The organism is Inhella crocodyli, from assembly GCF_004004565.1.
Taxonomy (GTDB): Bacteria; Pseudomonadota; Gammaproteobacteria; order Burkholderiales; family Burkholderiaceae_C; genus Inhella; species Inhella crocodyli.
The window spans coordinates 195,496-209,942 of sequence record NZ_SACM01000002.1 but is presented as its reverse complement, the minus strand read 5'-3'; the positions used below and the strand labels follow the sequence as shown (position 1 = coordinate 209,942).

Annotated in this window: 10 protein-coding genes and 4 tRNA genes; 1 reads left to right on the top strand and 13 read right to left on the bottom strand. The window is 63.1% G+C overall.

The annotated features are described in order from the left end of the window. Positions 1-155 precede the first annotated feature (155 nt). The gene (locus EOD73_RS08895) at positions 156-548 is read left to right on the top strand and encodes a PIN domain-containing protein (protein ID WP_164846011.1); all 393 of its coding nucleotides are present in this window, start codon (positions 156-158) and stop codon (positions 546-548) included. A 45-nt stretch (positions 549-593) separates the two neighbouring features. Here EOD73_RS08895 and rpoC read toward each other — a convergent pair whose 3' ends face one another. From rpoC to EOD73_RS08830, 13 genes are all read right to left on the bottom strand, one after another. Then, complete coding sequence (gene rpoC / locus EOD73_RS08890; RefSeq protein WP_127682641.1) at positions 594-4,808, bottom strand: DNA-directed RNA polymerase subunit beta'; 4,215 nt, start codon at positions 4,806-4,808, stop codon at positions 594-596. Between the two features lie 20 nt (positions 4,809-4,828). Continuing rightward, positions 4,829-8,956: a DNA-directed RNA polymerase subunit beta gene (gene rpoB / locus EOD73_RS08885; RefSeq protein WP_127682640.1), complete on the bottom strand. Its 4,128-nt coding sequence runs from the start codon at positions 8,954-8,956 to the stop codon at positions 4,829-4,831. 301 nt (positions 8,957-9,257) lie between these two features. After that, positions 9,258-9,635, bottom strand: coding sequence for a 50S ribosomal protein L7/L12 (rplL, locus tag EOD73_RS08880; protein ID WP_127682639.1), 378 nt, complete (start codon positions 9,633-9,635; stop codon positions 9,258-9,260). Positions 9,636-9,677: 42 nt separating this feature from the next. Next, positions 9,678-10,190 carry a 50S ribosomal protein L10 gene (gene rplJ / locus EOD73_RS08875; protein WP_127682638.1) on the bottom strand — a complete coding sequence of 171 codons (513 nt, stop codon included), beginning with the start codon at positions 10,188-10,190 and terminating at the stop codon, positions 9,678-9,680. Positions 10,191-10,427: 237 nt separating this feature from the next. Beyond that, positions 10,428-11,138 (bottom strand): 50S ribosomal protein L1, encoded by a 711-nt coding sequence (gene rplA, locus EOD73_RS08870; RefSeq protein ID WP_127682637.1) that lies wholly within the window; start codon positions 11,136-11,138, stop codon positions 10,428-10,430. Position 11,139: 1 nt separating this feature from the next. Further along, positions 11,140-11,571, bottom strand: coding sequence for a 50S ribosomal protein L11 (rplK, locus tag EOD73_RS08865; protein WP_127682636.1), 432 nt, complete (start codon positions 11,569-11,571; stop codon positions 11,140-11,142). Positions 11,572-11,710: 139 nt separating this feature from the next. Continuing rightward, the gene (gene nusG, locus EOD73_RS08860) at positions 11,711-12,274 is read right to left on the bottom strand and encodes a transcription termination/antitermination protein NusG (RefSeq protein WP_127682635.1); all 564 of its coding nucleotides are present in this window, start codon (positions 12,272-12,274) and stop codon (positions 11,711-11,713) included. Between the two features lie 14 nt (positions 12,275-12,288). After that, positions 12,289-12,672, bottom strand: a complete 384-nt coding sequence (gene secE / locus EOD73_RS08855) for a preprotein translocase subunit SecE (protein ID WP_127682634.1) — start codon at positions 12,670-12,672, stop codon at positions 12,289-12,291. Between the two features lie 120 nt (positions 12,673-12,792). Beyond that, positions 12,793-12,868 (bottom strand) — tRNA-Trp (locus tag EOD73_RS08850). An 11-nt stretch (positions 12,869-12,879) separates the two neighbouring features. Beyond that, positions 12,880-14,070: an elongation factor Tu gene (gene tuf / locus EOD73_RS08845; protein ID WP_127682633.1), complete on the bottom strand. Its 1,191-nt coding sequence runs from the start codon at positions 14,068-14,070 to the stop codon at positions 12,880-12,882. Positions 14,071-14,113: 43 nt separating this feature from the next. Further along, positions 14,114-14,188, bottom strand: a tRNA-Thr gene (locus EOD73_RS08840). Positions 14,189-14,257: 69 nt separating this feature from the next. Then, positions 14,258-14,331 (bottom strand) — tRNA-Gly (locus EOD73_RS08835). 25 nt (positions 14,332-14,356) lie between these two features. Continuing rightward, a tRNA-Tyr gene (locus EOD73_RS08830) sits at positions 14,357-14,442 on the bottom strand. Positions 14,443-14,447: the final 5 nt, after the last annotated feature.

The window sequence follows — 14,447 nt, the reverse complement described above, 5'->3', positions numbered from 1 at the left end:
GCTTGGTGCAGTACGATCTGCCGCGTGCGGACGCACTTTGGGCTGCGCGGAGAAAAGCCGTCGATTATATGCAAGACCGCGTTGAGGGCAAGGATTACCCGAGGGCATGCGGCATCCATGCCGCGTTGGGACCACAGCCTGTTGCCCATCCGCTCTTGCTCGACACGCAGGTTTTGCTGGACCTGTGGCTGTTCGAAGACCCCCGCGTTCAGCGATTGGGTCAGATCCTGCCTGCCCTGGATTGGGTGGGCACGGCGGCCATGGTGGCAGAGTGGCACTACATGATGCGGCGCGGCATCGGTTCGCGCCCCGGTCGCGAACCCGGTGGGCTGCCCCAGCCTCGGCTTTTGCCTCCTCCTGACAACCCTTCGCCTTGGCGTTGTCGCGACCCTGACGATCAGATGTTTTTGGACCTGGCCCATGCGTTGCGGCCTTGCAGCCTGTGGAGCCGGGACAAGGCCTTGTTGGCCCATCGCAAACGCGCCAAGCTGCTTTCGGTGTGGATCGAGACCCCCGAAGCCGCGCTGGCCCGACTCAGCGGCGCATGAAAAAGGCGGCCCGCAGGCCGCCTTGAACGTTCACGTTGGATCGGCTCAGGCGTCGTCGCCTTCGCCCTTCGCATCCAGCGCTGCCAACTGCATGGCCGCCAATTCCTCGGCTTCCTGCAGCGCAATGGCCTTGCGCTCGGTTTCGTCCAACTCTTCCTTGGCTTTGCGGGCCTTGTGGTACGCCATACCGGTGCCGGCAGGAATCAAGCGACCCACGATGACGTTCTCCTTGAGACCGCGCAGATCGTCGCGCTTGCCCATGATCGCCGCCTCGGTCAAGACGCGCGTGGTCTCTTGGAAGGAGGCGGCCGAGATGAAGGAGTCGGTCGACAAGGAGGCCTTCGTGATGCCCAACAGCACGTCGGTGTAGGTCGGCGGGACCTTGCCGTCGGCGCGCAGTTTGTCGATGGAGTCCAAGATCTCCGAGCGCTCAACCTGCTCGCCGGCGATGTAGCTGGACTCGCCCGGGTCGGCGATCTGAACACGACGCAGCATCTGGCGAACGATCACCTCAATGTGCTTGTCGTTGATCTTCACACCTTGCAAGCGGTACACGTCCTGGACTTCGTCCACGATGTAACGCGCCAGCTCCTCGATGCCCAACAGGCGCAAGATGTCCTGCGGATCGGCCGGGCCGTCAACGATCGGTTCGCCCTTGTTGACCACCTGGCCTTCGTGCACCAGGATGTTCTTGTCCTTCGGCACGAGCTCTTCCCACACCTTGCCGTCCGGATCCGTGATCTGCAAGCGGACCTTACCTTTGGTTTCCTTGCCAAAGGAGACGGTGCCGGTTTGCTCGGCCAACACACCCTTGTCCTTGGGCGAGCGGGCTTCGAACAGTTCGGCCACGCGGGGCAGACCGCCGGTGATGTCGCGGGTCTTCTGGCCTTCCACCGGAATGCGCGCCAACACTTCGCCAGGGCCCACTTCTTGGCCATCGCGAACCTGGATCAGCGCGCCAACTTGGAAGCCGATGGTCACCGAGTGGTCGGTGCCAGGGATCTTCACTTCGTGGCCGCCGGCGTCCAACAGCTTGAGCTGCGGACGAACGACCTTGGCCGAGCCGCGGCGCTTGGGGTCGATCACGACCAGGGTCGACAGGCCGGTGACCTCGTCGACCTGCTTGGCCACGGTCACGCCTTCTTCGACGTTCTCGAACTTCGCCGTGCCGGCGAATTCCGTGATGATCGGACGGGTCAGCGGGTCCCAGTTGGCCAGGACGGCGCCCACCTTGACGGCTTGGTCGGCCTTGACGCTCAAGACGGCGCCGTAAGGCACCTTGTGACGCTCGCGCTCGCGACCGTGCTGGTCGCTGATGACGATTTCGCCAGAGCGCGAAATCACCACCAAGTCGCCCTTGCTGTTGGTCACGTAACGCATCGTGGCGTTGAAGCCGATGAAGCCCTCGCTCTTGGCGTCGACGCTGCTGGCCACCGCGGCGCGCGATGCAGCACCACCGATGTGGAAGGTGCGCATGGTCAGCTGCGTGCCGGGCTCACCGATCGACTGAGCGGCGATCACGCCCACCGCCTCGCCGTGGTTCACCAAGCCACCGCGACCCAGGTCGCGGCCGTAGCACTTGCCGCACAAGCCGTAGCGAGTGGCACAGGTCAAAGGCGTGCGCACCTTGACTTCGTCCACGCCCGCGGCCTCAACCCGGTCGAGGGTGTCTTCGTCGAGCATGGTGCCAGCCGGCACCAGGACGGCTTGGGTCTCGGGGTGCACCACGTCGATCGCGGCCACGCGGCCCAAGATGCGATCGCGCAGGGATTCGATGACTTCACCACCTTCGACCAAGGCGCGCATGGGCATGCCATGGTCGGTGCCGCAATCGTCTTCCGTGACCACCAAGTCCTGGGTCACGTCGACCAGGCGGCGGGTCAGGTAGCCCGAGTTGGCCGTCTTCAACGCCGTGTCCGCCAGGCCCTTACGAGCACCGTGGGTGGAAATGAAGTACTGCAACACGTTCAGGCCTTCACGGAAGTTCGCCGTGATGGGCGTCTCGATGATCGAGCCGTCCGGCTTGGCCATCAGACCGCGCATGCCGGCCAGCTGACGGATCTGGGCGGCGCTACCGCGCGCACCCGAGTCGGCCATCATGTAGATGGAGTTGAACGACTCTTGGTCCACCTGCTTGCCGTTGCGGTCGGCGACCTTCTGGACCTTGAGGTGGTCCATCATCTTCTTGCCGATGTCGTCACCGGCCTTGCCCCAGATGTCCACGACCTTGTTGTAGCGCTCGCCGGCGGTCACCAAGCCCGAGACGTACTGCTTCTCGATCTCCTTGACTTCGCGCTCAGCGGCCTCGATCAGGGTGTGCTTCTCGGCCGGCACGAGCATGTCGTCGATGGCGATCGACAGACCCGCACGCGTGGCCAGCTTGAAGCCGGTTTGCATCAGCTTGTCGGCCAGCACCACCGTTTCCTTCAGACCGCAACGGCGGAAGGAGGCGTTGATCAGTCGCGAGATTTCCTTCTTCTTCAGGGCCTTGTCGATGTTCTCGAACGGCAGGCCCTTCGGCAGGATTTCGCTCAGCAAAGCACGGCCGACGGTGGTCGAGCGCAGGCGCAGCTCAGGCACGAACTCGTCGCCCACCTTGCGGTACTCGGTCAAGCGCACGTTGACGCGGGCGGTGATTTCCACCTGCCCGTTGTCCAAGGCGCGCTGCATTTCGGCGAGGTCGGCGAAGACCATGCCTTCGCCCTTGCCATTGATGCGCTCGCGGGTGGCGTAGTACAGCCCCAGCACCACGTCTTGCGACGGCACGATGGAAGGCTCGCCCGAAGCCGGGAACAGCACGTTGTTGGAGGCCAGCATCAGGGTGCGGGCTTCCATCTGCGCTTCGATCGACAAGGGCACGTGAACGGCCATCTGGTCGCCGTCGAAGTCGGCGTTGAACGCCGCGCAGACCAGCGGGTGCAGTTGAATGGCCTTGCCTTCGATCAGCACCGGCTCAAAGGCCTGAATGCCCAAACGGTGCAGCGTGGGAGCGCGGTTCAGCAGGACGGGGTGCTCTTTGATCACCTCTTCCAAGATGTCCCACACCACCGGCGTGCCAGATTCGACTTCCTTCTTCGCCGCCTTGATGGTGGTGGCGATGCCCATCGCCTCAAGGCGACTGAAGATGAAGGGCTTGAACAACTCCAAAGCCATCAGCTTCGGCAAGCCGCACTGGTGCAGCTTGAGGGTCGGGCCCACCACGATGACCGAACGGCCCGAGTAGTCGACGCGCTTGCCCAGCAAGTTCTGGCGGAAGCGGCCGCCCTTGCCCTTGATCATGTCGGCCAGGGACTTGAGCGGGCGCTTGTTGGCGCCGGTCATGGCCTTGCCGCGGCGGCCGTTGTCCAGCAGGCTGTCCACCGACTCTTGCAGCATGCGCTTTTCGTTGCGCACGATGATTTCCGGGGCCTTCAACTCCAACAGACGCGCCAGGCGGTTGTTGCGGTTGATGACGCGGCGGTACAGGTCGTTCAGGTCCGAGGTCGCGAAGCGACCACCGTCCAGCGGCACCAACGGACGCAGGTCCGGCGGCAGCACGGGCAGGACGTTCATGACCATCCACTCGGCCTTCATCCCGCTCTTCTTGAAGGCTTCCATCACCTTCAGGCGCTTGGAGTTCTTCTTGATCTTGAGCTCGGAGCCAGTCAGGTCGTTGCGGATCTTGTCGATCTCAACGTCCAGGTCCATGTCGGCCAGCAGGCGCTGAATGCCTTCGGCGCCCATCAAGGCGACGAATTCTTCACCGTGCTTTTCGCGCTCGACGTCGTACTGCTCTTCCGTCAGGATGCCGAACTTCTTCAGAGGCGTCATGCCGGGGTCGACGATGACGTAGGCCTCGAAGTACAGCACGCGCTCGATGTCGCGCAGCGTCATGTCGAGCACGAGGCCCAGACGCGAGGGCAGCGACTTCAGGAACCAAATGTGCGCGCAGGGAGCGGCCAGGTCGATGTGACCCATGCGATCGCGGCGCACCTTGGTCTGGGTGACCTCGACGCCGCACTTCTCGCAGATGACGCCGCGGTGCTTCAGGCGCTTGTACTTGCCGCACAAGCACTCGTAGTCCTTGATCGGGCCAAAGATCTTGGCGCAGAACAAGCCGTCACGCTCGGGCTTGAAGGTGCGGTAGTTGATGGTCTCGGGCTTCTTCACTTCCCCGAAGGACCACGAGCGAATCTTTTCCGGCGAAGCAATGCCGATCTTGATCGCGTCGAAGTGCTCGTCGGGCGTGAACTGCTTGAACAGGTCCAGCAAACCTTTCATGTCGTTCTCCTGTTCCTTGATTAGTTGCGCTCGAGCTCGATGTCGATACCGAGCGAACGAATTTCCTTGACCAACACGTTGAACGATTCCGGCATGCCGGCTTCGATCGAGTGCTCACCCTTGACGATGCTCTCGTACACCTTGGTGCGGCCGTTCACGTCGTCGGACTTCACGGTCAACATTTCCTGCAGGATGTACGAAGCGCCGTAGGCTTCGAGTGCCCAGACTTCCATCTCACCGAAGCGCTGACCACCGAACTGGGCCTTGCCGCCCAGCGGCTGCTGGGTCACCAAGCTGTACGGGCCGGTCGAGCGGGCGTGCATCTTGTCGTCCACCAAGTGGTGCAGCTTCAGCACGTGCATGTAGCCGACGGTGACCGGGCGCTCGAACTGTTCGCCCGTGCGGCCATCGCTCAACATGCATTGCGTGCGCGTGGCGGTCAGCCCCTTCTTGGCGGCGATCTCCTCCGGGTAGGCCAGGTGCAGCATCGCGCGGATTTCTTCTTCCGCAGCGCCGTCGAACACCGGCGTGGCGAAGGTGACGCCCGAAGCCAAGTTCTTGGCCATGGACTGCACCTCGGCGTCGCTCAGGTCTTTCAGCGACTCCTTGCGACCACCGCTTTGGTTGTAGAAGGCATCCAGGAATTGACGGAGCTCGGCGATCTTGGCTTCGCGTTGGAGCATGTCGCCGATGCGCTGGCCGATGCCCTTGGCGGCCCACCCCAGGTGGACTTCCAAGACCTGACCCACGTTCATCCGCGAGGGCACGCCCAGCGGGTTCAGCACGATGTCGCAGGGCGTGCCATCGGCCATGTAGGGCATGTCCTCGACCGGAACGATCTTGGAGACCACACCCTTGTTGCCGTGGCGGCCGGCCATCTTGTCGCCCGGTTGCAGGCGGCGCTTGACGGCCAGGTAGACCTTGACCATCTTGAGCACGCCGGCGGGCAGCTCGTCGCCTTGCGTCAACTTCTTGCGCTTCTCTTCGAAGTGCAGGTCGAAGGCGTGGCGCGTTTGCTCCAGGCTGTTCTTGATCGATTCGAGCTGGTTGGCCAACTCGTCATCGGCCGGGCGGATGTCGAACCAGTGGTGCTTGTCGACCGAGGCCAGGTACTCGGCCGTGATGGCGGTGCCCTTGGCGATCTTGTTCGGGCCGCCATTGGCGACCTTGCCGACCAGCAGCTTGGCGATCCGGTCGAAGGCGTCGGCCTCGACGATGCGCAACTGGTCGTTCAAGTCCAGGCGGAAGCGCTTCAGCTCGTCGTCGATGATCTGCTGGGCGCGCTTGTCGCGCTGGATGCCTTCGCGGGTGAAGACTTGCACGTCGATGACCGTGCCTTGCGTGCCTTGGTCGACGCGCAGCGACGTGTCCTTCACGTCACTGGCCTTCTCGCCGAAGATGGCGCGCAGGAGCTTCTCTTCCGGCGTCAGCGTGGTTTCGCCCTTCGGCGTGACCTTGCCCACCAGCACGTCGCCGGGGTTGACCTCGGCGCCGATGTAGACGATGCCAGACTCGTCCAAGCGGCCCAATTGCTGCTCGGACAGGTTCGGGATGTCGCGGGTGATTTCTTCGCTGCCCAGCTTCGTGTCGCGGGCCATGACCACCAACTCCTCGATGTGAATCGAGGTGTAGCGGTCGTCGGCCACCACGCGTTCGGAGATCAGGATCGAGTCTTCGAAGTTGTAGCCGTTCCAGGGCATGAACGCGACCAGCATGTTCTGGCCGAGGGCCAATTCGCCCAGGTCCGTCGACGCGCCGTCGGCAATGATGTCCTCGGCACCCACGCGATCGCCGCGCTTGACGATCGGACGCTGGTGGATGTTGGTGTTCTGGTTGGAACGCTGGTACTTGATGAGGTTGTAGATGTCGACACCCACCTCACCGGCCACCGTTTCGTTGTCGTTCACGCGAATCACGATGCGGTTCGTGTCCACGTAGTCGACCACGCCACCGCGGCGGGCGGCGACGACGGTGCCCGAGTCCTTGGCAGCCACACGCTCCACGCCCGTGCCCACAAAGGCCTTCTCAGGACGCAGGGTCGGGACGGCCTGACGCTGCATGTTGGCGCCCATCAACGCGCGGTTGGCGTCGTCGTGCTCCAGGAAGGGCACGAGCGAAGCGGCCACCGACACGATCTGGGCCGGCGCCACGTCCATGTACTGCACGCGCTCCGGGCTCAACAGCACGGATTCGCCGGCTTCACGGGCCGACACCAGTTCGTCCACCAACTTGCCGTTGGCGTCCAGCTTGGCGTTGGCCTGGGCGATGACGTACTTGCCTTCCTCGATGGCCGACAGGTAATCGATCTGGTCGGTCACTTGACCGTCCACCACGCGGCGGTAGGGCGTCTCGAGGAAACCGTACTCGTTCAAGCGGGCGAACAAGGCCAGCGAGTTGATCAGGCCGATGTTCGGGCCTTCCGGCGTTTCGATCGGGCACACGCGACCGTAGTGGGTCGGGTGCACGTCGCGGACTTCAAAGCCAGCGCGTTCGCGGGTCAGACCGCCCGGGCCCAGGGCCGAGACGCGACGCTTGTGCGTGATCTCGGACAGGGGGTTGGTCTGGTCCATGAACTGCGACAACTGCGACGCCCCGAAGAACTCCTTGAGCGCCGCAGAAATCGGCTTGGAGTTGATCAGGTCGTGCGGCATCAGGCTTTCGGTCTCGGCTTGGCCCAGACGTTCCTTGACAGCCTTTTCGATGCGCGCCAGGCCCGAGCGGTACTGGTTCTCGGCCAGTTCGCCCACGCAGCGCACGCGACGGTTGCCCAAGTGGTCGATGTCGTCCACTTGGCCACGGCCATTGCGCAGCTCAACCAAGATCTTGACGACGTCGAGGATGTCCTCGTTCGACAGGACCATCGCGCCTTCGCTGGTGTCGCGGCCCACGCGGGCGTTGAACTTCATGCGGCCGACGCGGCTCAGGTCGTAGGTGTCGGCGCTGTAGAACAGGCGGTTGAACAGGGCCTCGACAGCGTCTTCCGTCGGCGGCTCGCCAGGGCGCATCATGCGGTAGATGGCCACGCGGGCGGCGAACTGGTCGGCCGTCTCGTCCAGGGCCAAGGTCTGGCTGATGTAGGCGCCTTCGCTCAGCTCATTCGTGTACAGGCACTGCAGCTCTTTGATGCCAGCCGCGCGCAGCTTCTTCAGCAGCGCTTCGGTCAGCTCGTCGTTGGCCTTGGCAATAATTTCGCCCGTGTCGGGGTCGACCATGTTCTTGGCCACCACGCGACCGACCAAGAAGTCTTCCGGCACCGACACGTACTGCGTGCCACTGCTTTCCAGCTGCTTGATGTGGCGGGCGGTGACGCGCTTGTCCTTTTCCACCAGGACCTTGCCATCCTTGTCGGTGATGTCAAAGCGGGCGATTTCGCCCTTCAGGCGCTCGGCCACGAACTCCATCTGCGCCCCCACGTCCATCAGACGGAAGTTGTCGAAGACGAAGAAGTGCGCCAGGATTTGCTCGGGCGTCAGGCCGATGGACTTCAGCAGGATCGTGACCGGCATCTTGCGGCGACGGTCCACGCGGAAGTAGAGGATGTCCTTGGGGTCGAACTCGAAGTCCAGCCACGAACCACGGTAGGGAATGATGCGGCTGGAGAACAGCAGCTTCCCCGAGCTGTGGGTCTTGCCCTTGTCGTGCTCGAAGAACACACCGGGCGAGCGGTGCAACTGCGACACGATGACGCGCTCGGTGCCGTTGATGATGAAGCTGCCGTAGTCGGTCATCAGGGGCACTTCGCCCATGTAGACCTCTTGTTCCTTCACTTCGCGGACGACCTTGTTCGACGGCGTGCTGTTCTCGCGGTCGTAAATGATCATCTGCAGGCGCGCACGAACAGCGGCCGAGAAGGTCAGGCCGCGCTGCTGGCACTCGCGCTCGTCGAAGGCCGGACGGGCCATCGCGTAGTCAAGGAAGCGCATCTCGACAAACTGGTTGTGCGAGACGATGGGGAACGCGGCCAAGAAAGCGGCCTGCAGGCCCTCGGGCTTGCGTTGCGCAGGGTTGACTTCTTTTTGCAGGAAGGCCTTGTAGGAATCCTTCTGCATCGTCAGCAGGTAGGGCACGCCCAGCACGCTGTCGCGCTGGCCGAAGCTCTTGCGGATGCGTTTGCGCTCCGTGTAGCTGTAGGGGGTTGCTTGCGCCATGAAAGCTCCGAGGAGGGGTGACGGCCGGGGATCAAGCGGCGCGTCGGACGACTGGCGTCTCGAACATTGCATTCGAGGTTCGGTGACGGGCCACTACCCGTCGCTGGCAGACAACCGAAGGCATTGCGCCCTCGGCTCGACCAAACCCGTTCTCTGCAGTCGGATCAGAGAACCTTCGGAAAAACCCGCGATTGTAGGCATCGCGAGCCCTTTCGAAGGAACTCGTCGGAAAGAACACAAGGCCGAACCCCCGAAAGGGGTCCGGCCTTGGACTTCCAAGCGTCCCGAAGGACGCCGGAAATTACTTGGCTTCGGCCTTGGCGCCGGCTTCCACCAGCTTCTTGACGGCGGCGTCGGCGTCGGCCTTGGGCAAGGCTTCCTTGACGGTCTTGGGGGCGCCATCGACCAGGTCCTTGGCTTCCTTGAGGCCCAGACCGGTGATTTCGCGCACGGCCTTGATGACGCCAACCTTGTTGGCGCCGGCTTCCAGCAGCACGACGTTGAATTCGGTCTTCTCTTCGGCGGCCGGAGCGGCAGCGCCACCACCGCCAGCGGCGGGGGCAGCCATCGAAGCGGCGGACACGCCGAACTTCTCTTCAATGGCCTTCACCAGGTCATTGAGTTCCATCACGGACATGCTGTCGAGGGCGGTCAGGAAAGCGTCTTTATCGAAAGCCATTTGGGGCTCCTTTGAATCGTTGGGGTATTGAAATTGGGATGCTTAAGCAGCGGCCGGGGCTTCGCCGCCCTCGCCACGCTTGGCCGCCAGCGCCGCCAGCACGGCAGCGGTGCGCTGCACAGGCGACTTGAGCAGACCGGCGATCTGCGACAGCAAGACTTCCTTGCTGGGCACAGAGGCCAAGGTCTTCAGACCGGCCACGTCCAGCGCTTTGCCGCTGTACGCGCCGCCCTTCAGGACCAGCTTGTCGTTGCTCTTGGCGAAGTCGGCCACCACTTTCGCGGCAGCGACTGCATCTTCGGAAAAGCCGTAGATCAGCGGACCGACCATCAGCTCCACCGCGGGCTCGAACGGCGTGCCAGCAACGGCGCGACGGGCCAGGGTGTTCTTCAGCACGTGAAGGTACACACCCTTGGACCGCGCGTCGACGCGCAGCTTGTTCAGAGCTTCCACGGTGAGGCCACGGTACTCGGCGATCGCGAGCGTCTGGGACTTGGCAGCTTGCGCAGCCACTTCCGAGACGACGGCAGCCTTCTCGTTGCGATTCAGACTCAAGGTCTATCTCCTCACATCGCGGCACCAGGGCTTGCGCCCCAGCACCGCACCGGTTTCAGCGACCTTGCCGTCTTGGAGCCCCAGTCATCGTGTTGATGCATGGGGTATTCCTCGTCGGCGGGACCGCCATCTGCGCTGGCTTCAGGCCCTGCGGCCTTCCATTACGTGGGCGAACCCACACCAGCGGTCTTGGATGGCCCGTCGCCCCCGAAGAGGCAACGGCCCACCACTTCAAACTCAGGCCGCGTTGGCTTGAGCGTTGATCGATGCGACTTCCACGCGGGCGCCAGCGCCCATCGTGGAGGACAGCGCCACCTTGCGCAGGTAAACGCCCTTGCTCGAGGCCGGCTTGGCCTTGTTCAAGGCTTCCACCAGGGCACGCAGGTTGCCCGCCAGCTTCTCGTCGTCGAACGAACGACGGCCGATGGTGGCGTGGATGATGCCGCCCTTGTCGACGCGGAACTGGACCTGACCCGCCTTGGCGTTCTTGACAGCCGTGGCGACGTCGGGGGTGACGGTGCCGACCTTCGGGTTCGGCATCAGGCCACGGGGGCCCAGGATCTGGCCCAAGGTACCGACGATGCGCATGGTGTCGGGCGAGGCGATGACCACGTCGAAGGGCATGTCGCCCGCCTTGACGCGCTCGGCCAGGTCTTCCATGCCCACCACGTCAGCGCCAGCGGCCTTGGCTTCTTCAGCCTTGGCGCCTTGGGCGAACACGGCCACGCGCTTGGTCTTGCCGGTGCCATTGGGCATCACGACAGCGCCACGCACGACTTGGTCCGACTTCTTGGCGTCCACGCCGAGTTGCACGGCCACGTCGATCGACTCGTCGAACTTGGCGGTGGCCAGGCTCTTCACCAGGGCCAGGGCGTCGGCCAGCGGGTACAGCTTGGTCGATTCGACCTTGCCAGCCATCGCCTTTTGTTTCTTGGTCAACTTAGCCATGTCACACGCCCTCCACGATGATGCCCATCGAGCGGGCCGAGCCCGCGATGATGCGGACCGCGCCATCCAAGTCGGCGGCGTTCATGTCCTTCATCTTGACCTTGGCGATCTCTTCCAGCTGGGCACGGTTCAGCTTGCCGACCTTGTCCAGGTGGGGGCGCTGCGAACCCTTCTCGATCTTGGCGGCCTTCTTGATCAGCACGGTCGCGGGCGGCGACTTGATCTCAAAGGTGAAGCTCTTGTCGGCGAAGGCGGTGATGACCACCGGCAGCACCAGACCCGGCTCCACGCCCTGCGTCTTGGCGTTGAACGCCTTGCAGAACTCCATGATGTTGAGGCCACGCTGGCCCAACGCGGGACCGATCGGGGGCGAAGGATTCGCCTTGCCGGCCGGCACTTGCAGCTTGATAAAGCCGACAATTTTCTTTGCCATTGATTGCTCCTAAGGAAGCCGCCCACTGGGCGACCCCGAGTACGAACGCATCCCCCGAAGGGTTTGCTCCTCATGCCCCTTCACGCGGTGGCTGTACGGCAGGTCGATCGACTTTCGCCAACCGGGCACCTGCAGGCCCTCAAACCTTTTCGACCTGGCCGAAATCCAACTCGACCGGCGTGGCGCGACCAAAAATCGTGACCGACACGCGCACCTTGCTCTTGTCGTAATTGACTTCTTCGATGGCGCCGTTGAAGTCGGCAAACGGGCCGTCCTTGACCCGCACCACTTCGCCGACCGTCCACTCAAACTTGGGACGCGGCTTCTCGACGCCTTCCTGCATCTGGTTGACGATCTTCATCACCTCGGCCTCCGAGATGGGGGCGGGGCGATTGCGCGCACCCCCCACAAAGCCGGTGACCTTGCTGGTGTGCTTCACCAGGTGCCAAGAGTCGTCGTCCAACAGCATCTCGACCAGCACGTAGCCCGGGAAAAAGCGGCGCTCGGTGATCGACTTTTTGCCGTTCTTGAGTTCGACGACTTCTTCGGTGGGCACCAAGATGCGGCCGAACTTGTCTTGCATGCCAGCACGCTCGATGCGCTCGCGCAAGTTGCGCTCCACAGCCTTCTCCATGCCGGAGTAGGCGTGCACGACGTACCAACGCTTGGGACTGCCGACGTCGATTGCTTGTTGTTCGCTCATTCCTGCTCCGTCCTTCAGCGCTTCCAGCCCAGAATCAAGTCAAAGATGACCCATTCCAGGGTTTTGTCGGTGCCCCAGAGGAACAGGGCCATCACCACCACGAAGGCGAAGACGTAACCCGTCATCTGCAGAGACTCTTTGCGGGTGGGCCAAACCACCTTGCGCGCCTCACGCCAGCTGTCGCGACCATAGGCCACCAACTGCTTGCCAGACTCGGAAGTAAAGAACAACACCACCGCCACCGCCAGCAGCGCGAGGAGCGCACCCCATTGGGCGTAGGCACCTTGCTTGGCCAGCAGGTAGTAGGCCACCAATCCACCGACGACGAGCAGCGCCGCCCCGGCCAGCTTGGCCTTGTCTGCTCCAGTGTTGACGGTTTCGACTTGGGTCATGGACATCTATTCGGTTCGGCGCCGACCTCAAAGCGGTCGGCACCATCAGCAGCAAAGCCCGCCGGGTCAAAACCGCAGCGGGCTGGCTGGCAATCCTTGCGGATCGGGTCTTCGTTCAGACTGGGGTGGCAGGGGCAGAGGGTCTCGAACCCCCAACCTTCGGTTTTGGAGACCGACGCTCTGCCAATTGAGCTATGCCCCTGCGGCCTAGTCTTATTCGATGATCGTTGCCACCACGCCCGAACCCACGGTACGGCCACCTTCACGGATGGCGAAGCGCAGGCCTTGCTCCATGGCGATGGGGGCGATCAGCTTGACGGTGATGCTGACGTTGTCGCCAGGCATGACCATTTCCTTGTCCTTCGGCAACTCGATCGAACCGGTCACGTCCGTCGTGCGGAAGTAGAACTGGGGACGGTAGTTGTTGAAGAACGGGGTGTGGCGGCCGCCTTCGTCCTTGCTCAGCACGTACACCTCACCCGTGAAGTGGGTGTGGGGCTTGATCGAGCCGGGCTTGCTCAGCACTTGGCCGCGCTCGACGTCTTCGCGCTTGGTGCCGCGCAGCAGCACGCCCACGTTGTCGCCGGCTTGACCTTGGTCCAGCAGCTTGCGGAACATTTCGACGCCGGTGACGGTCGTCTTTTGCACGTCGCGGATGCCGACGATTTCGATTTCTTCGCCAACCTTGATGATGCCGCGCTCAACGCGACCGGTCACCACGGTGCCGCGACCCGAGATCGAGAACACGTCTTCCACGGGCAGCAAGAAGGCACCGTCGATGGCGCGCTCAGGCTGGGGGATGTAGGTGTCCAGGGCGTCGGCCAAGCGCATGATGGCTTGCTCGCCCAGGTCGCCGGTGTCGCCTTCCAGGGCCAGCTTGGCCGAACCCTTGACGATGGGGGTGTCGTCGCCGGGGAAGTCGTACTTCGACAGCAGTTCGCGCACTTCCATTTCGACCAGCTCGAGCAGCTCGGCGTCGTCGACCATGTCGCACTTGTTCAGGAAGACGATGATGTACTTCACGCCCACCTGACGCGCCAGCAGGATGTGCTCGCGGGTCTGGGGCATCGGGCCGTCAGCGGCCGAGCACACCAGGATGGCGCCGTCCATCTGGGCGGCGCCGGTGATCATGTTCTTGACGTAGTCGGCGTGGCCGGGGCAGTCAACGTGCGCGTAGTGGCGGTTGGCGGTCTCGTACTCAACGTGCGCGGTGTTGATCGTGATGCCGCGAGCCTTCTCTTCGGGCGCTGCGTCGATCTGGTCGTAGGCCTTGGCCTCGCCACCGAACTTCTTCGACAGCACCGTCGCGATCGCGGCCGTCAGCGTGGTCTTGCCATGGTCGACGTGACCAATCGTGCCAACGTTGACGTGCGGCTTGGTGCGTTCAAACTTACCTTTTGCCATTTGATGCTCCTGGCGATCTGTCAGACAGGTGGAGAAAAGAGGGTGGTGCCCATGGCGGGAATCGGACCCGCGACCTCTCCCTTACCAAGGGAGTGCTCTACCACTGAGCCACATGGGCAGCGACACAGGATTGAAGACGACCACTGCATCTGCAATCCGGTGTCGCCTTGCTTTCACAAGCCCCGCTTGGAGCGGGAGACGGGAATCGAACCCGCGTCATTAGCTTGGAAGGCTAAGGTTCTACCATTGAACTACTCCCGCCCTGACATCGCTCGGGATCTTGCTTTGGTGGAGGAGGCTGGATTCGAACCAGCGTACGCGTTAGCGGGCAGATTTACAGTCTGCTGCCTTTAACCACTCGGCCACCCCTCCGTTAG